This window comes from Bacillus cereus group sp. N8 (assembly GCF_016483685.1).
GTDB lineage: Bacteria > Bacillota > Bacilli > Bacillales > Bacillaceae_G > Bacillus_A > Bacillus_A proteolyticus.
On record NZ_JAEHBK010000013.1, the window covers coordinates 54501 to 78459 of the forward strand.

Genomic DNA, 23959 nt, shown 5'->3' on the forward strand with positions numbered 1-23959 from the left:
GGGAGGGGTTTTAAAGATGAATGATCTGTCTGCCAAAATATTTTTATTCTAAGTTGTGTCTGTGGAAATGACAAGAAGTAAATTCGATAAACAAGTGAATTAAAGGGGAAGGGCGGATTACAATGATATTACATGTAAAATCGTTCCACAATAAAGATAAAATCCAACGTGCTAAAATAGGACTTCAACTCTTTCTGAGTATCTTAATCATTACTTCTATCATCCTAAATGTATTAGTAATAATTACTAAAAGTATGCCGCTTATTGTGGTATATATGTTTACCCCAGCATTTTCTTCTATTTTAACTCGCATAATACTGAAAGAAGGATTTAAAGATGTATCTTTTAGTCTCGGTAACTTAAAGATATGGAAGGGGATTGGTCTTGCTCTGTTAATACCTATGATAATATGTGGAATTACTTATTCTATCGCCTGGTTGAGCGGAATTGCGAGGTTTCAGCATCCCGAAGGTGGTATGTTAGAACCAATCTACAATATACTTGGACTTCAGTATTTACCGGCACCATTCAGTTTCATTTATCTAGTAGTATTGAGCGGCGTTTTAGGAAGCTTGCTTAACTTAATCCCAGTTATGGGAGAAGAAATGGGTTGGCGAGGTTATATGCTCACAAGGCTAGTCGATGCAGAGTTTTCACGGCCTATCCTTATTAGTGGATTGATTTGGGCAACGTGGCATGTTCCAATTGTTATTGCTGGCCTATATGTAGAGGGGGCATCTGTCCTACTTTCAGTACTTGGCATCTATTTTTGTATTGTGCCATTCAGTTATATTACAGCTTATTTACGACTTACCACAGGTAGCGTTTGGCCTTCGGTTATCATCCATACCACTTGGAATGCCATTATTCAAGGACCTTTCGCACGTGCAAGTACAGGATATCAAACTGAGATTTGGATTGGAGAATCTGGCTTGATAACCGCTATTATTATCGTAATTACTGCAATAATTACGTCTCGAATAGTAAATCTTACTAAATAGCATACGGATGTGTTGTAAATTCAATTAGTGAAATATGACGAGGCGAAATAAGATGCCCCTAAAAATATTAGAAAAATATAGTTAAATCATGCATAAATATCATAATTAGTCACATGTTATTCGCAAATATAATGGAGGTATAATTATGAATATTCAAAGACATGAAAGTAATACAAATGAAGTAAATGTAAAAATAATACAAAAAGCGAATATAGATTAAAATTTTTTGATACATTTCTGAGTATAAAAATTGATTTATACGAAAAAACGGATTTGATGAGATTACTAAAAGAAGTTCAATAACTTCAATCGTAAAAAGATAAAAAAGGAGCGGAAATACGCTCTTTTTTTATTTGCCGCACTATTTTTAGGAGGTTAGTATGAATAAGATGTGAATAAATAATGAATGTCATTTTCAATTATAAAAATTCATTAAATATTTTTATGGAATATATGTGAAACGTTGTATAGAATAAACAAGTATGCCAAAATTTATAGGAGGAAAGTTGTGAAGAAAAATAAGAGTTTAGTAAGTTTTTTAGGAGTGTTTATTATATTGTTTTCTTTTTGTTTTCAAGGGAATGTACAGGCAGATGTAAATACTGTTCAATCTGGAAAAATAAAATCAGGAAACGTAACGGTATGGGAAGTAGGCAATGTAGAGAAAGTATTAGCAGATGTGGAGCGTTTGAATTTAAATACGGTGAATGTACCGATCCAAGTTGATATTCCGAATGTGAATTCTGCTAATATGGTAATTAATCAGGCGCAAAAGAAACAAGCTATTATTTTAATTCAAGAATTATTAAAGCGTAATATTCAAGTTATAGTGGAGCCGTTCCCGTTTATTCAGCAAGGAAATATTGGAGAGACGGAATGGGACCCGAGTAATATTAACGATTTCTTCTGGAATTGGAAAACGGTTGTACTGCAGGATATTTTTGATTCCATTACTAGTAAATACAATGTGTATGGACTCAAGATTGCTTCTAATTTCGTGAATATGGAATATGCAGAAGGATACTGGAGCGATACAATTGATTTTGTTCGTAAACAGTATAAAGGAAATGTTTTGTATCAAATGAACTGGTGGTTAACTGCAAGCTTTGATCCATCTTATGAAGCGAAGTTTGTAGAGAAAATAAATCGTCCGTATTTAAAAAAGGTGGACATCGTAAGTATTGATAGTTGGTTTGAAGTTTCAGGAAAAAGAAATCCAACATACGAAGAAGTGAAGAAAAGTTTATATGCAACGACAGTATATAATCGTGGGCAAAACGTTGTTCAGCAATTGGAACAATTACATAAAGCAACAGGAAAACCGGTTTACTTTGGTGGATTTAACGTTCCAGCACGTGAACTTGGACTGCAAAATCCGTGGAACCCAGATGTTACGAATGTGTTTTCAAAGGACGTACAACTTAACGGGTGGCGTGCTTACCGTGATGTATTAGAACCGAAGCCGTATTTTAAAGGGTTTTCAATATGGTTTATTGGCTCAAATGATAGTAATCATTCATATCAAATACATAGTAAAGAAGCAGAGACAGTTATTAATGGATGGTATCGAAAATAATTTTTATAAAATAGGTAAGTTTTGAAGTTTACTACATATATTTCTAGTGAAAGGCCTTTCACCATCTTATCACCTAGGGGGCAATCATAATGAAATTTTTGTCTTACCTTACAGTAATACTGGTGATTCTTGGCGGTTTGAATTGGTTGTTTGTGGCGTTAGATTACAATGTAGTTGAGGAATGGTTTGGTTCTATGCCGGCGCTTGTGGATACCATTTATTGGCTCTTTGGTCTTTCAGCTATTTATCAAATTTTTGATCGGTTCTTTACGAGTAAGTAGCTATTATACTTTATTACTAGAGTGTTAAGTACGATTATGTACTTAACACTTTTTTGTATGTTTATAAAAAATAGGGTGCACATGCAAGCGATTCCATTGCGTCTTACGCCATAATAACGGAAAACAAATTGACCGTATATTGTATATAGGTTATAATTCAGAAAGTTTAAAAAATAATCGAATGAGAAATAGGGAGGTTATTAGGGTGATGGAGAGAGTGTATAATTTTTCAGCTGGACCATCAATACTCCCTTTGCCAGTTTTAGAGAAAGTGCAAAAGGAGCTTGTAAATTATAACGGGACAGGCATGTCTGTTATGGAAATGAGCCATAGATCTTCTTATTTCCAAAGTATTATTGATGAAGCGAGCAGCTTACTTCGTGAATTAATGAACATTCCTGATGAGTATGAAGTTTTATTTTTACAAGGTGGTGCGTCATTACAGTTCTCAATGATACCGTTAAATTTAATGAGTACGTATAAAAAAGCTGGGTACGTACTGACTGGATCATGGTCTAAAAAGGCGCTACAAGAAGCCGAGAAAGTAGGGGAAGTACAAGTGATTGCTTCTTCTGCAAAAGAGAAGTTTATTACGATTCCTAAAATGGATGATTTACCAAATGATGAAGAACTAGATTATGTACATATTACAACGAACAATACAATTGAGGGGACAAAATATGTGGATATTCCACATTTAGAAAGAGTGCCGCTTGTTGCGGATATGTCCTCAAATATTTTATCAGAACAATATGATGTTACGAAGTTTGGTCTTATATATGCGGGTGCGCAAAAGAATTTAGGGCCAGCGGGCTTAACGATTGTAATTATAAAAAAAGATTTAATTGGTGGGGCAGATCGTTTTTGTCCTACAATGTTAAACTATGAAACTTACAGTAAAAATAACTCCCTATATAATACACCGCCATCCTTTAGTATTTACGTAACGAAACTTGTACTAGAGTGGTTGAAAGAACGAGGCGGAGTATCTGCGATTGAAGAACAAAATAGAATGAAATCTTCACTTCTTTACAATTTCTTAGATGCATCAAAATTGTTTACTTCACCAGTTGATCCTACGTATCGATCACTTATGAACATTCCGTTTACAACACCATCAGAGGAGCTTAACAATCAGTTTTTACAAAAAGCGAAGGAACGCGGTTTCGTTACGCTAAAGGGACATCGCTCAGTAGGTGGTATGCGTGCAAGTATTTACAATGCGATGCCAGCACACGGTGTGCAGCAATTAGTGAATTATATGAAGGAATTTGAGCTTGAGAATAGATAGGGAGATGGGGATATGTTTCGTGTTCAAACGTTAAATCAAATTGCAGAAAAAGGTTTGCAAGTTCTTGGCGGAGAGCGTTATGAAGTAGGGGATAGAATGGAATACCCAGATGGCATTTTACTTCGCAGCTATTCTTTACATCAAGAAGAGTTTTCAAAAGACTTAAAGGCGATTGCAAGAGCTGGTGCTGGTGTAAATAATATTCCTGTCGAGCGATGTACAGAAAAAGGGATTGTAGTATTTAATACACCAGGAGCTAATGCCAATGCAGTAAAGGAACTCATTATCGCCAGCCTTATTATGTCTTCACGTAATATTATTAATGGAGTAAGCTGGACGAAAAATTTAGAGGGTGAAGAAGTACCTCAGCTAGTTGAATCAGGAAAAAAACAATTTGTTGGATCAGAAATTGCAGGGAAACGTTTAGGGGTTATTGGACTTGGCGCAATCGGTGCTTTAGTTGCAAACGATGCGTTAGCTTTAGGGATGGACGTTGTCGGATATGATCCTTACATTTCAGTTGAAACAGCTTGGCGCCTTTCTACACATGTACAAAGAGCATTTAGTTTAGATGAAATTTTTGCAACATGTGATTATATTACACTGCATATTCCTCTTACGAATCAAACGAAGGGAATTATTGGTGAACACGCTGTAGAGAAGATGAAAAAAGGTATGCGTCTATTCAATTTCTCTAGAGGGGAACTTGTGGATGAAAAGGTTCTTCAAAAAGCGTTAGAAGAAGATATTATTACACATTACGTAACGGACTTCCCGAATGAAAATGTTATAAAGATGAAAAATGTAACAGCGACGCCTCACCTTGGTGCATCTACATCTGAATCGGAAGAAAATTGTGCGGTCATGGCAGCACGTCAATTACGTGAATATTTAGAGACAGGAAATATTCGTAATTCAGTAAACTATCCAAACGTCGAACTGCCGTATATAGGAAAGAAACGTATTACAATAATGCATCAAAACGTTCCGAACATGGTAGGACAAATTACAGGATGTTTAGCAGAACATCATATTAATATTGCGGATATGATTAATCGTAGTAAACATTCTTGGGCATACACAATGATTGATATTGATAACGGAATTGATGATATAATAAAAGAGAATATTGTAGAAAATATAAGCAAAATTACAGGTGTTGTAGCCGTTCGAATGATTGTGTAAAGGAGAGAGGAACTTGGCAAAAATCCGACCGTTTCGGGCTATTCGTCCAGTAGAAGAAAAAGCAGTGCAAGTTGCAGCTTTACCTTACGATGTATTAAATAGTGAAGAGGCAAGAGAAGTTGTAAAAGGGAATCTATATTCTTTTTTACATGTCGATAAAGCAGAAATCGATTTAGATCCGGCACTTTCACCATACGATGATCGCGTATATGAAAAAGCAGGTGAAAATCTAAATCGATTTATACAAGAAGAAGTGTTCATTCAAGACGAAGAGCCAGCACTATACATTTATGAACTGACGATGCAAGGACGAACACAATCAGGCCTTGTCGTTTGTACATCTATTGACGAGTATGAAGATGATACAATTAAAAAACATGAAAGAACGCGTCATGAAAAAGAGCTAGATCGTATTCGCCACGTAGATGTGTGTGATGCAAATACGGGTCCTATCTTTTTAACGTATCGTACAAAAGAAGATGTGAAACGTATCATCGCAAGATGGAAAGAAGAACATGCGCCAATCTATACATTTACAGCAGAAGATGGCGTTAGGCATGTTGCTTGGAAGATTGAAGATGAAGATGTAATTGCGAATTTAGTAAACGCATTTGAAGATATTCCTAATCTTTATATTGCAGATGGACATCACCGCTCTGCATCAGCTGCAAAAGTAGGACTTATGCGAAGAGAACAATATCCGAATTACACAGGAGAAGAGGAATTTAACTTCTTCTTATCCGTTTTATTCCCTCACGATGAATTATCAATTTGGGACTATAACCGAGTTGTGAAAGATTTAAATGGCTTATCTGAAGAACAGTTTTTAAAGCAAATCGCGCAGTACTTTTATGTAGAAGAAGCAAATGTTTCTCCATATAAACCAAATGAGCCAAAATCATTTGGCATGTATATAAACGAGAAGTGGTATAAGCTTACTGTGAAAGAGGAAACATTTGATGCGAATGATCTCGTTAGAGGTTTAGATGTATCTATCCTGCAAGATCATTTATTAAGCCAAGTGCTTGAAATACATGATCCGCGATCTGATTCACGCATCGATTTTGTCGGTGGAATCCGCGGGCTAGAAGAACTAGAACGTCTTGTGAACAGCGGTGCATATAAAGCTGCATTCGCGTTATATCCGACGTCAATGGATGATTTATTAGCAATCGCAGATGCAGGGGAAGTTATGCCGCCAAAATCAACGTGGTTTGAACCGAAACTGCGCAGTGGGTTGTTTGTACATTCATTAAAATAAATAGACTTCTTTAGAGTGAAAAACCGAAATAATTTTTAGTTTCGGTTTTTCTTATTTTAAAAGTGTTTTTGAGGAGGAGTATCGATGAAATTGCAAGTAGGCGAAAAAATCACCTTTGAACGAACTTTTACAAAAGAAGATGTTGTTTTATTTATAGAGGTATCTAAGGATGAGGGAATCCACCATGTTACGCCAGATGAACAAGGTCGATTTGTTGTACAAGGACTTTTAACATCAACACTGCCTACGAAAGTCGGTGGTGATCATAACGTATTAGCTCGCAAGATGGATTTTGAATTTTTACGTCCTGTTTTTAGTGGTGATACCATTCGTTGTGATGTAACCATTGAACAATTTGAGCCCGATGAAAAAAATCGCACAAAAATTATTGCGATGTTTACATGTAAGAATCAACTTGAAAAAGAAGTTATGAAGGGGAGTTTTTCGGGGATTATTCTTTAATTGGTAGGAAAAGTAATGAATAAGTGGGGGGGCATGCCTCTCAGGCTTAGAGTTTTAATTCCCCCCCCATAACGAAAATTTTATGTATCGTTGAATACTGATAATAAGACGTTATGTAATATACTCTGTTCTTTTCTTAACTATTAGAAAATAGTTGAATAAGCTCGTCAACAAAAAGGACATTCCTAGTATTACAAGAAATGTCCTTTCCACTAAATCATAGGATATTTTGCTAAAATCCAAACTCTAAAATCAGTTTACTAGTTTGACCTGTAAACTGATAATTATAGGATCCTCTCAGACTTTCTAAGTTACCGGTAGCTTTGATAATTGTTCCTGGGGAATCTAAATTTCCTTTATCAAATATACCTTGCTCTATAGCTGTAAATGTCCCTTGTTGCCCCTTATAAATTCCTTCAAAGTGTAAAAATCCAGAAATTTTAGCAGTAGCCAAGTGACCATCATTTATATTTGAGTCTAAATAATATAATAAGTATTCAACAAAAGCTTTTCCTTTTAATTCGCCATCAATATCATATTCAACATGGGCAATATTAATAGGGAAATCTTTTCTAGTATCATCGAGTAGTTTTTCATCCCATTTACTTACTATAAATGTTACTTCCATACACGTAAATCCCCCTTAATTATTAGATAAGTAATCTCCATATCATTTAAAAAGTACCAATTCACTGTCATATCTCATAGGAGTGTTTTTATTTATTTGAGTCCTGCCATATCGCTATCAAGCTAACAAAATAAAATACTCCCTAAAATGAAAAATAGGATCAGGAAAACATAATTATAAAACTTATGGCTCTACTTATTTAAAGTTTCACTTCACTCCACTTTCCAAAATAGAGAAAGATCTATTTTCACAATCAATTTCTGCCATCGCGCCGTAAGGTAAAATAAACTTCGGTTCAGTATGGCCAAAATTTAAATTGTAAAGAATCGGCAAATCTTCTAAATGATGTTCCTTCATAACTTGCAGTATTTCATGTTTATACTCTTCATAATATTGTTCATCTTTCGGTTTACCGAAGATGATACCGTTTGCTTTTTGCAGAATGCCTTGCGCTGCATAATTTCGTAACCAATACTTTATATAACTTGGTTCTGGATGATCTTCAGAAGTTTCAAAGAATAGAATACTATCCTCCCAATGTTTTTTCTCAGGCCAAAGCTCCGTTCCTTTTGCAAATTCCAATACTTCTATACAACCACCAATTAAACGCCCTTGTACAGTGGTAGAGCCTTGAAGTACCTCATATCCATTGTTCTGCTGCATCGTACGTCTTGTATCCTTATTTATTTCAATCCATTCTAAACGCTCACTCGTCCATTCATGAGCTGGTTGAATCTCGCCAATCGTTTCATTGGAAAAGAGAGTTCGATTTACCATTTCAATTGTATATGGATCCATTTCTACATTTTCGGCAAAGTCGGTCAAAATTGCCGGACCGTATAAAGAGGAAAGACCTGCTTTATGACAAAATAAATGTGAAATAGTAACGTCAGAGTATCCCATAAAAATTTTCGGGTTTTCACGTATCACATTAAAATCTATATAGGGAAGTAAGCGAATGCTATCTTCACCGCCAATATTCACAATAATTGCTTTCACGCGTGTATCTTTAAATGCTGTCATTAAATCTTCCGCACGGGCCTCTGGATTGTTATAAAGGTATTCGCTACCCTTTTAAGCTATTTGGCATGGGAGTAACCGTAAGACCAAAAACTTCCTCTAATCTTTTTACTCCTTGCTCATATCGCCATCTTATTTCAGAATCACCTGCACCGCCCCATGAAGGACTTACTGTCGCCACGATATCTCCTGGCTGTAATCGGTTTGGTTTTATTAACATTTTAACTCCGCTCCTACATAATTTAATGGACTACGATTATACAAACTGTAGCATTGAAAAAATATGATGCATGACATTATTTTCTTCATCATCATTCCGTTTACCTGCTGTTATGCAAGAATTTAGCAGTAGTGCTGAATATAGGGGAAACCGCTTTATATTTAAAAAGTACAGTATGCAACATTGCATGAGAAAGATGGTCGCTATTTCTTATAACCTGTAACTATAACAGTTACAGGTTGGGCGTATCCAATCAAACAAATAAAATCATCATGAATGGAGATGTTTCATAATGGGTATGAAAAAATCAATTTTAGCAGGTGCTTTAGGAATTGCAGCATTATCAGGAACGAATTTACCAGGATTAGAAGTAACAAAAGCGAATGCAGCTTCTATTGAATCGAATTTCTCGACGTTAGAAGGACGAGTAGTAGAAGTAGATAACGGTGTGATTGTCGTAAAATCTAAGCAATACGAAGAACCTGTTAGTGTGTATATAGATTCTCTTTCAAACGTGAAAGTAGGAGATGAAGTAAAAGCTACTGGATCTATGATGCGTAATTTTACAGAATATATGGTTGCAACCGCAGTTGAAAATACATCAAACAAGTTAGGTATGCACATGAAAGAAGACGGTTCGCCTGATTATGTAATTGGGGAGGTATCAAAAGTAGGAACGATGGAAGATGAGGGAGACGGTGTTACTATATATGTCGTAGTTGAGTATCCATCGCTAAACGGGAAGAAAGTTATTATTGATGTTTTCTTAACGGAGGGACAAGTATTTAATACGGGTGAGAAAGTGAAAATTGATATGAAGTATGTAGGTTGGGGCGGAAGTTCTATTAACTGGAACACAACGGATCATATTGAAAAGGTTTATGAGGTAAAGAGCAACGTTGAAAATAATGATGATGTTTGGATTTGGTCTTAATAAGGCGAGTATAAGTCGTTATTTGCAATTTACTCTAAACAATTAATGTAAAAACTAAATGTATCATGCATTACCCATCAAATTATCATGAGTATGACAATTTGATGGGTATTTTTTATTTTGTGTTTTTTTGAGAATAAGGGATTTTCTATTAGAATATGATGTTTAGATCGGAGCGAGTTTAAAAAATCCAATAATGAAAGAGGTGTTTAAGGGTGGAGCGAGATGAGGTTTATTTACGGGCTAAAAAAAGAATGGAGAATTTAAAAGCGTTTTACATTCATTTAACGGTTTATATACTAGTGAACTTAATGCTTTTTTTTATAAATATAAGCTCTGATTCAAGTAAATTATGGTTTTTATATCCACTTGCAGGTTGGGGGATTGGTATCGTTATACACGGATTGACAACTTTTCCATTTGGGATATTCGGAAAAGAGTGGGAAGAACGAAAGATTAAAGAATATATGGAGAAAGATAAGTGAATCCGTTTTGATCATTCTATTTTCAAAATAATACTGAGGATGGGGTATTGTTCTACGTCTGTTTAGGAAAATGGGATAGAAAGCAGTGAGGTGTGACGGTTGTGGTAAAGACTTTACTGGGGGTTTACATTCATATAAATTGCTTTAAAAAAACAAAGACGCGAAGTCTCTTCTATGACTTCGCGTCTTTGTTTTTTTTTAGAAGGATTAATGAGTCATTCTCGTATTCACATAAGCGGCAAATATAACATGTCCAATGATAATAATAGAAGAAATAATTTTATAAACGAGGTAATAGCGATGGAGAAGCGAAGAGATCTATCGCTACACTTCTAAGGTTTATTCATGTACATTCTATAAATCGTTGAGCTCTTTTAGAAAGCTTCCGATCCTTCAGCCATATAATCGATGATTCGGACTGATAGGGGAAATCTATTAAATCTACTATTTTTATAAATTCTTGCGGGATATGAGATACAGCGCTTTTCGGCAAGATAGAGGCACCGATTCCAGTCATGATAAGCATAAGAATAAATGCTGAGTCAGGACATTCACATGCTATGTTTAATTTTATACCAAGGTGCTTGCATTCATCGATGACGAGCTGATGATAGCTGTTTTCTTTATCTTTATGTAAAAGTAAAAGGGGAATATGACTTAATTCGGTTAGAGGGATTGGGAGGTGTGAATGATATAGTTCCCATTTAGCGGGCATGACTAATACGAAAGGTTCCTTTGATAAACAAATGCTAGAAAAAACATCTTTATTAAAGGGTGTACGCAAGATAGCAAGTTCGATATATCGCTTTTCTAATTCCTCTATTAAGTATAAAGGGCCACCTTCCCATATTTTTAAGTTCACATTTGGATAGTTATCTTGAAAATAGCGGATTTTTTCAGAGAGAAAAGGAATGCAAGAATGAAATGCTCCAATAGATAGATTGCCCCTTAGCCCTTCACCGGTATCTTTAATTTCCGTAATGGTTTCTTCTAATTGATGAATAATGTTTTTGGCTTTCGTATATAAAATTTTTCCTTCTTCAGTCAAATGCATATTTCGATCGTTTCTTTCAAATAAGTTTACTGATAATTCTTGTTCTAGTAGCGATAGTTGCCTACTTAGAGGTGGCTGTGCCATATGAAGTCGGTGGGCAGCGCGGGTAAGTTGTTTTTCTTCAGCGATTACAATAAAGTAACGAAGTTTTCTTATATCCATGTCAAAGTCCCTTTCTATACCATTTTTGTATACAAAAACAACCTTATAGATAGTTTTCATATAATATCCCACATGATATCATAAACAAAAAGTTTTAAAAATAGAAAATTCTAAAAATTTAAAATTATGTTTAGAAAAGGAATAACTTAAAAATAGATTGTATCGCTTTGAGGGGGGATTTTTATGAAAGTTTCGTTATTTATTACTTGTTTATCAGATGTGTTTTTTCCTCAAGTGGGTAAGAGTGTCGTAGAAATTATGAATCAATGTGGAGTGGAACTAGATTTCCCTGAAGGACAGACTTGTTGCGGGCAACCAGCTTACAATAGCGGATATCAAGAAGAAGCAAAACTAGCAGCAAAGCAAATGATCAAAGCGTTTGAACATAGTGAATATATTGTGACTCCTTCAGGTTCTTGTGCTAGCATGGTTCATCTTTATTATAAAGAGATGTTTAAAGATGATAGTGAATGGTATGAAAAAGCGGTTCATTTAGCGGATAGAACGTATGAGTTGACGGACTTTTTAGTGAATGTACTTGGAAAAAGTGATTGGAAATCTAAGTTGGTTGAGAAAGCTGTTTTCCATCAATCTTGTCATATGAGTCGTGCGCTCGGGATAAAAGAGGAACCACTGAAGTTATTATCGCAAGTAGAAGGTCTAGATGTAAAAGAATTACCATATTGCCAAGATTGCTGCGGGTTTGATGGTACTTTTGCAGTAAAAATGAGCTCGATTTCTGAAACGATGGTTGATGAAAAAATAAAACATATTGAGGCGGCAGAAGCAAATCTCTTAATTGGAGCAGATATGGGATGTCTTATGAATATTGGAGGAAGATTGCGCAGGAAAAATAAAAATATTCAAGTGTTACATGTAGCAGAAGTACTGGCAAAGGGGCTGAATAAATGAGTGTGGCGGGGGAACAAGGATTTTTGAAAAGAGTAGATAAAGCGTTGCACAATCCGCAGATGAGAAGTGCGGTTCCATTTACACAAGATAGGCTTCGGATGGGACGAGAACAAGCTATACATGAATTAGGGAATATTGAAGAATGGCGTGAGGCAGCATCTGAAATTCGGATGCATACAATTGAAAATTTAGATAGTTATTTGGAACAATTAGCTACTAATGTTCGAAAAAAGGGGGGGCATGTTCATTTCGCTTTCAAAGCAGAAGATGCCGTATCTTATGTTTCTGAAATCGCAAGAAAAAAAGGAGCGAAATCAGTAATTAAGTCAAAGTCCATGGTTTCAGAAGAAATACACCTTAATAAAAACTTAGAAGAGATAGGGGTGAAAGTAGTAGAGTCTGATCTTGGAGAGTATATTATTCAACTAGCTGGAGAAGCTCCATCCCATTTAATTGCTCCGGCCATTCATAAGACAAAGGAACAAGTAGCAGAGCTTTTTTCTAAGGAAGCTGGAAGAAAGATCCCAGTTGATACGAATCAATTACTACAATTTGCTAGAGAGCAATTGCGTAAAGAGTTTTTAGAAGCTGATATTGGTATTTCCGGTTGTAACTTTGCGGTAGTGGAATCTGGATCAGTTGTTCTTATAAGTAATGAGGGAAATGCTCGCCTTACTACGACATTGCCAAAAGTTCATATTGCGATTATGGGGATGGAACGCCTTGTTCCGACGTGGAAAGATCTTGATGTAGTCGTTTCAATGTTAACAAGAAGTGCTACAGGCCAAAAGATTACATCTTATGTAACTGGAATTAATGGGGCGCGTTTACATGAAGATATGGATGGACCTGAAGAATTTCATTTAATTATTCTAGATAATGGTCGTTCTGATATTTTAGGAACTGCTTATGAAGAAGTATTAAAGTGTATAAGGTGCGGAGCTTGTGTAAATGTTTGTCCTGTGTATCGTAATATTGGGGGACATGCTTATGGAAGTGTTTATAGCGGACCAATTGGGGCAGTACTAGCTCCTTTATTAGAAGGATATGAAGAATTAAAAGAATTACCTTTTGCATCAAGTTTGTGCGGAGCATGTACAGATGTTTGCCCCGTGAAAATTCCATTACATGACCTTCTCATTGAACATCGTAAAGATGTGGTGGAACAAGGGTTTATAACGAAATTTGAGCAGCTGGCCTTTAAAGGTTTCACGTTTATGGCGGGTCATCCATTCGTTTATGAGAAAGCTATTAAAATGGCACACACAGGTTTATCAATATTTGCAAAAGATGGCTATATTGCGAATGGCCCAGGCCCATTAAAAGGGTGGACAGAAAGTAGAGATTTTCCAAAACCTGCGAAACAATCATTCCGTGATTGGTGGAAAAAAGAAAAGAGGGATTCATAATATGAATACGGATGTACAACAATCTTTTTTAAACAATATCGCACGTAAACTAAACCGGGAACGTCGCTCGGGGGTAACTCCTCCCAGATGGAAAAATGATCCACTCAGCCACTTTCCTAAAGAGATAGATCACGAACGTTTAATAGAGCAGTTTATTGCAAACTTGCATACTTTACATACAGAAGTAAGTCATATACACCGTTCAGAAATAGAGAGTGCACTTCAGTACGTTGTACATAAATTTAATGTTCAATCTGCGTTGTATTGGGATGATGATAGATTACATCAGCTTGAAATAGGAAAGCATTTAACAAGAAATTTCGTTTCTCATCGAATTTGGCAAAGTAAAGAAGGTGAAAGAGAACTACGGGATTATGCAGCTCAAGTGGATATGGGAATTACATATGCCGAAATGGGACTCGCTGAGACTGGAACAGTTGTTTTATGGAATGGTGGTGGACGTGGACGTTTAGTTAGCGTTTTGCCAGCAGTTTATGTTGCGATTCTCTCAGAACATACAATTTATAGACGTTTAACAGAAGGGGTAACTAGAGTTCATGAACAGATTTTGAATGGATTACCCGCCTGTATTAATTTTATCACTGGGCCTAGCCGGACAGGTGATATTGAGATGGAATTAGCTTTTGGAGTTCATGGCCCTGGAAAGGTTCATGTCATTGTATTAAAGGATTAGAGAGAACAACAAAAGAATACGAGGGGGAGTGGGGATTTTGATGAAGAATAAATTTCGTTATTATGTCTTTACAATGCTCACGTTTATTACGATGGTGAATTATATTGATCGAGGGGCCATCGCTTATGCGCAGTCTTTCATTATAAAAGAATATGGCTTTGACCCGAAGGAGTGGGGAGCTATATTAGGGTATTTTGGTTACGGTTACATGATTGGTTCTTTATTAGGAGGTATTTTTTCAGATAAAAAGGGGCCGAAATTTGTATGGATCATAGCAGCAACCGCTTGGTCTATTTTTGAAATTGCGACCGCTTTTGCTGGAGAAATAGGGATTGCTGTTTTTGGAGGGTCTGCTTTAATAGGATTTGCTATCTTCCGCGTTTTATTTGGATTAACAGAAGGGCCATCTTTCGCGGTTTCGAATAAGACAGCAGCAAACTGGGCAGCTCCAAAAGAAAGAGCTTTTCTAACATCCCTTGGTTTTGTTGGCGTTCCGTTAGGAGCAGTATTAACTGCACCTGTAGCGGTCTTCTTACTATCTTTCACTAGTTGGAAAGTAATGTTTTTTATCCTTGGTACAATTGGGATTGTATGGGCGATTATTTGGTATTTTACTTTTACGAATATGCCTGAGGATCATCCACGAGTGACAAAAGAAGAACTAGCTGAAATACGAAGTACGGAAGGTGTGCTTCAATCAGTAAAAGCAGAGAAAGAAATTCCAAAAGAGCCATGGTACTCCTTTTTTAAAGTTCCGACATTCGTTATGGTTACGATAGCATATTTTTGTTTCCAATATATCAATTTTTTAATATTAACTTGGACACCGAAATATTTGCAAGATGTATTCCATTTTCAATTATCTTCCCTTTGGTATCTTGGGATGATTCCTTGGCTTGGAGCTTGTATAACATTGCCGCTAGGGGCGAAGCTATCTGATCGTATTTTACGTAAAACAGGGAATCTTCGTTTAGCTCGAACAGGATTACCGATTATTGCTTTATTACTTACAGCGATTTGTTTTAGTTTCATTCCCGCGATGGACAATTATGTAGCTGTATTAGCGCTTATGTCGCTTGGAAATGCGTTTGCTTTTTTACCGAGTTCATTATTTTGGGCAATTATTGTCGATACAGCTCCTGCTTATTCAGGAACATATAGTGGAATTATGCATTTCATCGCTAATATCGCGACAATCTTAGCCCCGACTTTAACTGGATACTTAGTTGTAAGTTATGGCTATCCTTCTATGTTTATCGTAGCTGCTATTTTGGCCGCTATTGCAATGGGGGCAATGTTGTTTGTAAGACCAGGGCAGCAAACGAAGACTGAAAGCTTATTTAACTGGAGAAGTAAGAAAGGGTTAGAGGAACCTCGTGCTAATTTTGAATGAGTAAAGTAAGGTATAAAAAATGAGTTATATGCATTTGAAGTAAATCCGTATAGTAGTAAATGAAAAAAACTCCTGAATTCGCATACTAAGTATGCAAATTCAATGGAGTTTTTTTGTTTGAAGAAAAGAGTTCATTGCTCGGAAGAAATAAAGAGAAATGATTAACCAAGCAAAAAGAAAGTATTTGGATTAATTTTTTTCAAAATGGTCTCTTTTTATTTACCGTAGAATTTTGGATTGCGTGATGTTTTTATTCGAAGTTTGCGCGAGTAGGTGTTCCTATTCATTTTTTAGCGTGAATTGCATGTGAAATCAAAATTTTATTTGTAGCACATAATAAATACAGTTGTTATCTTTTTTTTATTACATGTGGAAATAGGAAAAAGTTGATTTATCAACCTATATTAAAATAAAAATAAACCACTGTTCGATTTGAATATTCCACGATATAATGGTGAGAGTTTATATCTGAAGAAATATTTACATAAGAAGTGAGGTACTTTATGAAAAAAAGAACGACAGACATTATTTTTATTATTATTGGTGCATTTCTTTTTGCGTTAGGTGTCAATTTGTTTGTTATTCCGAATGAATTTGGTGAGGGTGGGGTAACAGGTATCACGATTATTACCTACTATTTATTTGAGTGGTCACCAGGTTTAGTCAATCTAATTTTAAATGCGATTTTGTTAATAGCCGGCTATAAATTTTTAAATAAGATCACAACAATTTATACGATTATCGCTGTAGTTACGAACTCACTATTTCTTCATTTGACAGAAGGATGGACGATTACTTCTGATGAAATGCTCGTAAATGCTATTTTCGGTGGAATATTTATCGGATGCGGGATTGGTCTCATCATTCGCGTTGGTGGAACGACAGCAGGTACTACTATCTTAGCGAGAATGACGCATAAGTATTTAGGATGGAGTATTAGTTACGGTCTACTGTTTTTCGATTTAATCGTTGCTTTTTCATCGTATTTCATCATTGGTGCAGAAAAGCTGATGCTGACGATTATTATGCTATATGTAGGAACGAAAGTAATGGAATTTGTAATCGAAGGTTTGAATCCGAAAAAGGCCATTACGATTATTTCTGATAACCCGAATGAAATTGCCGGGAAGGTGACTACCTTAATGGGCAGAGGGGTTACTGTGTATTCAGGTCATGGCTATTACACGAAAACTCCGAAGGAAATTCTTTATATTGTTATTAATAAGCAAGAAGTAGTGAAGCTAAAGCGGATTGTTCAAACTACGGATCCGGCTGCGTTCATCGCTATACACGATGTTCGTGATGTGTTTGGAGAAGGGTTTGTTGATATTTCTAAGGCTTAATAAGAATTAGAAATAGTTTTTAAAAAGGCAGAAAATGAGCAATATTTTTTATTGAAATAATCTTAATGCGAAAATATGAGAATCTATTTTGATCACTTAATTATCAAGAACTAAATTTTAAAAAAACAAATAAATTCAAGGACATTATATATTTTATATGACTAAATATGTAATGTCCTTTCTTATTCCACAATGATGCCCGTTTGTTGACGATTAATTTTCATTATGCTTTTTGTGCCGAGTCCAATGCTTTTTTTAATTCATCCGGTTTTTGAGTGCCGAGTACCACTGTATTATATTTCAACTTTAACTCAATACCTTTCTTTCCATTTATATTATAGGCTGTTTCACCCTTAAGGTTAAAACGAATTCCCCATCCTCCGAATCTTTTTAGTGGACTGTAAGTAATGCTTTCATAGTGATGTATATTTTTGAAAAGGTACTGTTTATATTGAAAATGAAAAGGAACAAAACGAACATAAAGACCTTTTTCACGGACCTCTATGATTAGCTTCAATACCCCAAGCATTAATACAGGAAAGGCAATCCCAAAAAACAACCACAAAGCAATTAACACACCATTGGGAGCTGGTTTATCTCCAAACGGGGTATCAAGGATAATTTGTTGAATGAATCCATACCACATCAGTACGGAAATCCCCAATATGAGTATCCATACCCAAATTTGTTGTGGTCGCTGAACCTCACGAAAGATAATACGTTCTTGTTGTTTCATTAATAATCGTCACCTCCTAAATGATTTATTACAGGGAATCCTTTTTGATCCAGTAATATGTATCCTTTGTTGTTATTCTCTATGAGAACCTCTTGTACTCTCATAGCACTGTACGCCTAAAGCAATTAACGCTCATTCTAAAGACCTCACAACGCTTTCCGTTACGAGATACGTTAGTTATCTAAATTATACAAACTTTTCTGGATTCGGTATACATATAGAGTTTTATTTTTATTATCTGTATAAGTAATCTAATGTTTATAAGAAAAGAGGATATATGCTCATATATTGAACGTAATATCCTCTTCTTAGTTTAGTTTATTTAAAATCTATTTCAAAATGGATTCTTTTTATTTATCGTAAAATATTGGCTTGTAGGTATTATTTATGAACCTTTATTCCAAAGCTACATTATCATACAATCTGTTGTACTGTATTGTGGTTCTAATGCGTAGTATCTTTGATAACCTCAATAATTTCACTTAATGGATTTTAAAATTTAGCTCATTGCCATGAAAAAATTAATGCTGTAATTGTTTTTCTTTTTCTTGCAAAAAGTACAATTGTTTCTTAATGTAAGGATGTAGAAGGATGAACGAGAGAGGGTTTAATGAAGATGATACATATTTTATTAGCTGATGATGATAAGCATATTAGAGAGTTATTACATTACCATTTACAAAAAGAGGGGTTTAAAGTTTTTGAAGCGGAAGATGGAAAGGTAGCGCAAGGCGTGTTAGAGAAGGAAAATATTCATCTTGCGATAGTGGACATTATGATGCCGTTTGTGGATGGCTATACGTTATGTGAAGAAATCCGGAAGTATCATGATATACCGGTGATTTTATTAACTGCAAAAGATCAGCTAGTCGATAAAGAAAAAGGGTTCGTTTCTGGTACGGATGATTATATTGTAAAACCGTTTGAACCAGCTGAAGTGATTTTTCGTATGAAAGCTTTATTACGCCGTTATCAAATGCTGAGCGCTGACATTATTACACTTCACGGAACGACAATTGATCGTAAAGGTGTTGAAGTAAAGTGTAACGGTCAAACGATTTTACTACCGCTGAAGGAATTTGAATTATTATCACAACTTGCTAGTTATCCTGGAAGAACATTTTCAAGAGAAGAGCTAATTGAATTAGTGTGGGGAATGGATTTTGAAGGGGATGAACGAACAGTCGACGTTCATGTGAAGAGACTGAGAGACCGTTTCTCAAAACGAACAGATGATTTTCAAATTAAAACAGTGCGCGGGCTCGGTTATAAGTTGGAGTTGAAATAAGATGAAATCATTGTATTCTAGATTTGTTTTTATGACGGTTGGGATTATGCTACTTAGTAGTATAATTGGCTTTTTATTAACAAATGTATATTATCAGGTGAAGTTAAAACCGTACAATAGTGAAAAGATTTTAATGTATGCTGAGGAAGTAAAATCATTATATGAAAAGCAAAGTGAAGAGAATAAAGAGGCATATTTACAGTCAATTGCGAAATTAGGATATGAAATTTATATTGTCGATGACCAAAAGAATGGAAAACGTATCGGTAATGCGTTTCGTAAGACGACAATTAGTGATGATACTGTTCATAAAGTATTGCAAGGCGAAACATTTAATGGCGTTTCCACATATCCGACCCGCCTATTTATTACTGGTTTTTTCGATAATGAATTAATAAATAGTGTCGGTGTACCGGTGCAGCACGGTGATAAACAGTACGCTTTATTTATTCGTCCTGACATTCAAAACCAATTTGGCGAGATGCGAATTTTCTTAGCGGTATTACTTGGTTTTATCGTGTTATTAAGCATTATTTTTATAGCGATTGCAGCAGGTTATATCGTTCGTCCAATTCGTAAATTTACGAAGGCTACGCAAAAAATTGCGAGTGGTGAATATGAAATTGAATTGGACGTAAAAAGAAAAGATGAAATTGGTACGTTATCTACAAACTTTCAAAAGATGACGAAAAGTATAAAAGAATTGGATGAAATGAGACAGGAATTCGTATCGAACGTCTCGCATGAATTTCAATCACCGCTTTCTTCTATACAAGGTTTTTCGAAAACATTGCAAACAGAAAAGATGAGTGAAGAAGAAAGAAATCATTACTTACGAATTATTGAGGGCGAAAGTAAGCGAATGTCTAGTTTATGTAAACAGTTACTTACGCTAGCTTCATTAGATAAAGAAGAGAAAGTTCTACAAATTAAAGAGTTTCACTTACAAAAGCAAATTAAAGACGTTATTTTTATGCTTGAATGGAAATGGCGTGAAAAAGATATCGCCGTTGAATTTGATGTGCCGGATATTACAATACAAGGTGATGAAAATTTACTTCATCAAGTATGGAGTAACATCTTTACGAATAGCATTAAGTTTTCAAACGACGGCGGAACGATTGAATTTGTTGTAGAAGAATTAGAGTCAAGCGTGATGATTTCTATATCAGACAACGGAATTGGTATGGAAAGAGAAGAAATGGACCGTATATTTGATCGTTTTTACAAAGTAGATACAGCAAGAGCAAGAAACGTAGAAGGTAGTGGTTTAGGATTATCGATTGTGCAGAAGATTGTGGAACTGCATCAAGGGACGGTTTCCGTATTTAGTACGAAAGGGGAAGGGACGACTGTTCGGGTTGAGCTCCCTAAATAAATGCAAGGGAAGAGGCTGTTTGGAAAGGCCTCTTCTTTTTTATTCGTTAGTCTACGTGTAAAGTGAAAAAATGCGAGTCAGTCTATTTTATAATTGGACTAGTTTGTGGAATAAGATTAGCAGGAAGTTTATTTGAAAATATAGAATCTCTACAGAGTTATAAGGGTTTGATGAGAACTGTAACTATTTAGGGAGGAGATTACTTTGAAACGAGTTGACTTGTTTTTAAACGCATTAGATTCAACATTCGATAAAGAGAGTTGGTATGCACCGTTTAAACATGCTATAGAAGGACTTACAGCCGAACAGGCTATTTGGAAACCATCTGGAGAGGAAACGAATACCATTTGGGAGAATGTTAATCATCTCATTTATTATAAAGAGAGACTTGCGGCAAACTTGGAAGGCCGTGAATGGAAGCATAATCTCGACGGCGATGAAACCTTCAATCTTACCAATCAATCTAATGATGATAAGGAATGGAAGGAAGTCGTTGACCGTTCTGAAAATGCTCAACGTAATTTAAGACAGGTGTTGAGTGCAATTTCCGAAAAAGAGCTGGAACAAAATTCACTTGAGGGGAAATTACTGGACATCATGTTTCATGATGCTTATCATACGGGCCAAATTATTCAATTAAGGAAAATGCAGGGGTCTTGGCCAGCAAATCGTTGATTGAACATTCTAGTTCGTTCTATTAAAGAGCGTTATTATTGAATAAAACTTACATCCAAACATAACCCCGTTCTAAATTTAGAACGGGGTTATGCTCTTAAAATTAGGCTATGTTAAAGATAAAGGTTGATTATGATAAACAAAAACTCGCTTATCATAAGATAATAGGTTCGGTTTTGAAGTACAAAACCGCAATTTGCGGATAAATAATAAAATTAGCTTTCGAGTTAACAAGATACATAATAATTGGCATTAAAATTGCTCAGGGCATAAAAGCTCTGAGCGTTTATTATACATTGGCTTATTGAACTAACGTCACGTTAATCACTTAAATATTGCCAGGATGGATAGAAAAATACATATAACTGCTGAAGTAAATAAGATGACAGAAGTTACAAGATTTCTCCTAAATTTAATAGCATATGCACAAAAAAAGATTGCCGCAGCTAATTTGGAACAACTTTGAAAATAAACATTGAACTTTAACATAGCATAAAATTAAATAATTTTATCTCTACACATTGGATTAGATAATATTTTCTTTCTGCTATAAAGCGGTATCTTTCACCCGTTCTTCCTTAACCTTAAACCGAATACCAAAAGTATCCGCTGTAATTTCTTCAGCTTTCGGCAATGCTCGTAATTTCGGATGAAGTAGCCATACGAGAGAAATGAAGAAAATCCCAATGCTAGCGAGTGCGAAAATGAGTTGGCTACTAAATACATTTGCGGTGTATCCGCCAATTAAAGAACCAAATGGCATCGCAATTGTGCCCATACTTCGCATAACTGAGTTGATGCGTCCAATATATTGATTTGGAATTACAATTTGACTAATTGTCGCAAATAATATGTTGGTTGCACCAATCGGTACCCAAGCTAGGCCGAATAAAAAATAGACAACCATTGAAACGGTACAACCGTAGAGAGAAACCAAAAGATAGCACCAGTCGCAAAGCCAATAATAGAGACACGGCCAACGTTACGTTTGCCAACCCATGAACTGAATACTGCTCCAATTAAACTACCTGCTGATATAGCAGCTAAGAAGAAGCCATATGATTTCACGCCTCCTAAAGAATCAGCGAAAGAAGGGAGTATGGCCATCGTCATACCGATTGAAAAATTGGCAACAACTGAACCAATTAAGAATACGCCCATTAATGAACGGAAGACGATCGAAAACCCCTCTTTTAAATCAGAGAAATATTGTTTAGTTGAAAGTGATGTATTGGTTTCTGCTTGCTTTGGCATTTTTAATGAAAAGAACAAAAGGGCAGTAATCGCGAATGTAAAGGAGTCGATTACATATAAAGTAATTGCGCCAAATAGTGCTACTAATATTCCAGAAAGAGTCGTACAAATTAAATCAATGCCTTGATACGCAAATGAAAAGAGTGAGTTTCCTTTTAATAATTGTGTTTTATTCAGTAGAAGTGGTAAAGCTTTTGATTGTGCGGGATAGGCGAATTGTTCGATAAAGGCTACGATTGGCATAATGATGAGTAGTAGTTGGACTGTTAATAGGAATGATTAATATAAGAATGCATTGCAAAACTTGTGTGATAACGAGGGTGTTTTTAATTGACCATCTATCAACGAATGGACCAGTAAGAAATTGAAGTGCAGAAGGTAATAACGTAAGAAAACCTGCTAATCCAGAGTAAAAAGGATTACCACTCAGTTTATATACGAGCCACATCGCTGCTACATAATATAAGCTATCTCCGATGTTTGTAAAAATTCTCCCTAAAAATAGTAAGAGGAAATTCCGGTTTTTTAATATGTCCACTTTATCTACTCCTTTGAAATAAATTTAATCAGTAAAATAAAATTGACCGTTGATGTAAAAAAAATCGTATTACGATTTTTCTTCTTTTTTTACAAATCGCTGCATTGCTCGTTCGTCGATTTGTAGTGCAGTAGTAGAAATGTAATAAGATTTACTATTTGGATCTTTCTCCGCGTCTTTTGTGATCTCGTTTAATTCAGCCATCAATTCATAAAACTTTTTCACCCACACTTGAAATTGGTCTGGCGTGGCATCAAACTCCCAGCAGGATGAAACGTAATTCCACTCAGCTGGATTTTCACTTACTTTTCGTAATGTAAAAGCTTCTTCTGGTGCAGCGAGAATATGGCCTTTCGTCATTTCCGTCATTTGTAAAAAGATTTGGCGACCTGATTCGCTTAATAATTCTAAATGAGGTAATAGATCTGCGGCAGGGGTGAAGCCTTTAGCGACAGATTGATAAAATTTTTGAACGATGCCATTCTTTTCTTCTGTATAAACGATTTCTATAAAACCATTTTTCTCTAATTCTTTTAAATGATAATGAATTTTCGCCCTTGAAATGCCGAATTTCTCAGATAGTAGTTGTCCCGTATAAGGACGTTCGCATAGACGCATCATCATTTCGACACGTAGTGGATCGCTTATTGCTTTTAGTTGGCTATAAGTAGTTAGTGTTAACATGGGCTTCAAAATGATCAACTCCTCAAATTAAATTACTCGGTCAAGATTATTTGACTGAATTGTATCAAGGATATTATTTATTTTCAATACTTTCA

21 protein-coding genes and 2 pseudogenes are annotated in these 23959 nt (G+C 35.5%); 17 read left to right on the forward strand and 6 right to left on the reverse strand.

Going from position 1 to position 23959, the window contains the following annotated elements:
• The first annotated feature begins 122 nt into the window (after nt 1-122).
• From JDS80_RS18775 to JDS80_RS18805, 7 genes are all read left to right on the forward strand, one after another.
• Nucleotides 123-1001, forward strand: a complete 879-nt coding sequence (locus tag JDS80_RS18775; protein ID WP_199639650.1) for a CPBP family intramembrane glutamic endopeptidase — start codon at nt 123-125, stop codon at nt 999-1001.
• 508 nt (nt 1002-1509) lie between these two features.
• Nucleotides 1510-2577: a glycoside hydrolase family 113 gene (locus tag JDS80_RS18780; protein WP_199639652.1), complete on the forward strand. Its 1068-nt coding sequence runs from the start codon at nt 1510-1512 to the stop codon at nt 2575-2577.
• A gap of 89 nt (nt 2578-2666) precedes the next feature.
• Entirely contained in the window at nt 2667-2858 is a 192-nt protein-coding gene (locus JDS80_RS18785; protein WP_000670797.1) for a DUF378 domain-containing protein, read from the forward strand.
• Nucleotides 2859-3066: 208 nt separating this feature from the next.
• A complete protein-coding gene (gene serC, locus JDS80_RS18790) occupies nt 3067-4149 on the forward strand; it encodes a 3-phosphoserine/phosphohydroxythreonine transaminase (RefSeq protein WP_199639654.1) in 1083 nt (360 codons plus the stop codon).
• Nucleotides 4150-4161: 12 nt separating this feature from the next.
• Nucleotides 4162-5334, forward strand: coding sequence for a 3-phosphoglycerate dehydrogenase family protein (locus tag JDS80_RS18795; protein ID WP_071744196.1), 1173 nt, complete (start codon nt 4162-4164; stop codon nt 5332-5334).
• A gap of 13 nt (nt 5335-5347) precedes the next feature.
• Nucleotides 5348-6595: a DUF1015 domain-containing protein gene (locus JDS80_RS18800; RefSeq protein ID WP_199639656.1), complete on the forward strand. Its 1248-nt coding sequence runs from the start codon at nt 5348-5350 to the stop codon at nt 6593-6595.
• An 84-nt stretch (nt 6596-6679) separates the two neighbouring features.
• Nucleotides 6680-7057, forward strand: a complete 378-nt coding sequence (locus JDS80_RS18805; protein WP_199639658.1) for a hotdog family protein — start codon at nt 6680-6682, stop codon at nt 7055-7057.
• A 232-nt stretch (nt 7058-7289) separates the two neighbouring features.
• Here JDS80_RS18805 and JDS80_RS18810 read toward each other — a convergent pair whose 3' ends face one another.
• Together JDS80_RS18810 and JDS80_RS18815 are read right to left on the reverse strand one after the other, a co-directional pair.
• Nucleotides 7290-7685 carry a DUF3224 domain-containing protein gene (locus JDS80_RS18810; RefSeq protein ID WP_199639660.1) on the reverse strand — a complete coding sequence of 132 codons (396 nt, stop codon included), beginning with the start codon at nt 7683-7685 and terminating at the stop codon, nt 7290-7292.
• A 207-nt stretch (nt 7686-7892) separates the two neighbouring features.
• Nucleotides 7893-8925: pseudogene (locus JDS80_RS18815) on the reverse strand (S66 family peptidase).
• A gap of 292 nt (nt 8926-9217) precedes the next feature.
• Between JDS80_RS18815 and JDS80_RS18820 the strand changes: the two are divergent.
• Both JDS80_RS18820 and JDS80_RS18825 read left to right on the forward strand, forming a co-directional pair.
• Nucleotides 9218-9859 (forward strand): ATP F0F1 synthase subunit alpha, encoded by a 642-nt coding sequence (locus JDS80_RS18820; RefSeq protein ID WP_071744201.1) that lies wholly within the window; start codon nt 9218-9220, stop codon nt 9857-9859.
• A gap of 215 nt (nt 9860-10074) precedes the next feature.
• Complete coding sequence (locus JDS80_RS18825) at nt 10075-10344, forward strand: 2TM domain-containing protein (protein ID WP_002120652.1); 270 nt, start codon at nt 10075-10077, stop codon at nt 10342-10344.
• A 343-nt stretch (nt 10345-10687) separates the two neighbouring features.
• Here JDS80_RS18825 and JDS80_RS18830 read toward each other — a convergent pair whose 3' ends face one another.
• Nucleotides 10688-11560, reverse strand: a complete 873-nt coding sequence (locus tag JDS80_RS18830; protein WP_199639662.1) for a LysR family transcriptional regulator — start codon at nt 11558-11560, stop codon at nt 10688-10690.
• A gap of 183 nt (nt 11561-11743) precedes the next feature.
• Here JDS80_RS18830 and JDS80_RS18835 point away from each other — a divergent pair, with 183 nt between their 5' ends.
• From JDS80_RS18835 to JDS80_RS18855, 5 genes are all read left to right on the forward strand, one after another.
• Nucleotides 11744-12472 (forward strand): (Fe-S)-binding protein, encoded by a 729-nt coding sequence (locus JDS80_RS18835; RefSeq protein WP_199639664.1) that lies wholly within the window; start codon nt 11744-11746, stop codon nt 12470-12472.
• Nucleotides 12469-13881 carry a LutB/LldF family L-lactate oxidation iron-sulfur protein gene (locus JDS80_RS18840; RefSeq protein ID WP_199639666.1) on the forward strand — a complete coding sequence of 471 codons (1413 nt, stop codon included), beginning with the start codon at nt 12469-12471 and terminating at the stop codon, nt 13879-13881. The genes JDS80_RS18835 and JDS80_RS18840 overlap by 4 nt, the downstream gene beginning before the upstream one ends.
• Nucleotide 13882: 1 nt before the next feature.
• Complete coding sequence (locus JDS80_RS18845) at nt 13883-14575, forward strand: LutC/YkgG family protein (RefSeq protein WP_199639667.1); 693 nt, start codon at nt 13883-13885, stop codon at nt 14573-14575.
• A gap of 40 nt (nt 14576-14615) precedes the next feature.
• Nucleotides 14616-15968, forward strand: coding sequence for an MFS transporter (locus JDS80_RS18850; RefSeq protein ID WP_083596177.1), 1353 nt, complete (start codon nt 14616-14618; stop codon nt 15966-15968).
• Between the two features lie 503 nt (nt 15969-16471).
• Complete coding sequence (locus JDS80_RS18855) at nt 16472-17311, forward strand: YitT family protein (protein ID WP_071744206.1); 840 nt, start codon at nt 16472-16474, stop codon at nt 17309-17311.
• Nucleotides 17312-17534: 223 nt separating this feature from the next.
• Here JDS80_RS18855 and JDS80_RS18860 read toward each other — a convergent pair whose 3' ends face one another.
• The gene (locus tag JDS80_RS18860) at nt 17535-18047 is read right to left on the reverse strand and encodes a DUF6141 family protein (protein ID WP_199639669.1); all 513 of its coding nucleotides are present in this window, start codon (nt 18045-18047) and stop codon (nt 17535-17537) included.
• Nucleotides 18048-18657: 610 nt separating this feature from the next.
• Between JDS80_RS18860 and JDS80_RS18865 the strand changes: the two genes are divergently transcribed.
• The 3 genes from JDS80_RS18865 (at nt 18658) to JDS80_RS18875 (ending at nt 21388) form a co-directional block, all read left to right on the forward strand.
• Complete coding sequence (locus tag JDS80_RS18865; RefSeq protein ID WP_083596170.1) at nt 18658-19335, forward strand: response regulator transcription factor; 678 nt, start codon at nt 18658-18660, stop codon at nt 19333-19335.
• A 1-nt stretch (nt 19336) separates the two neighbouring features.
• The gene (locus JDS80_RS18870) at nt 19337-20713 is read left to right on the forward strand and encodes a sensor histidine kinase (protein ID WP_098889592.1); all 1377 of its coding nucleotides are present in this window, start codon (nt 19337-19339) and stop codon (nt 20711-20713) included.
• 204 nt (nt 20714-20917) lie between these two features.
• On the forward strand, nt 20918-21388 hold the full coding sequence (locus JDS80_RS18875) for a DinB family protein (RefSeq protein WP_199639671.1): 471 nt from the start codon (nt 20918-20920) through the stop codon (nt 21386-21388).
• A gap of 547 nt (nt 21389-21935) precedes the next feature.
• Here the strand turns inward: JDS80_RS18875 and JDS80_RS18880 are convergent.
• A pseudogene (locus tag JDS80_RS18880) lies at nt 21936-23180 on the reverse strand (MFS transporter).
• 69 nt (nt 23181-23249) lie between these two features.
• The gene (locus JDS80_RS18885; protein ID WP_071746539.1) at nt 23250-23873 is read right to left on the reverse strand and encodes an ArsR/SmtB family transcription factor; all 624 of its coding nucleotides are present in this window, start codon (nt 23871-23873) and stop codon (nt 23250-23252) included.
• Nucleotides 23874-23959 lie beyond the last annotated feature (86 nt).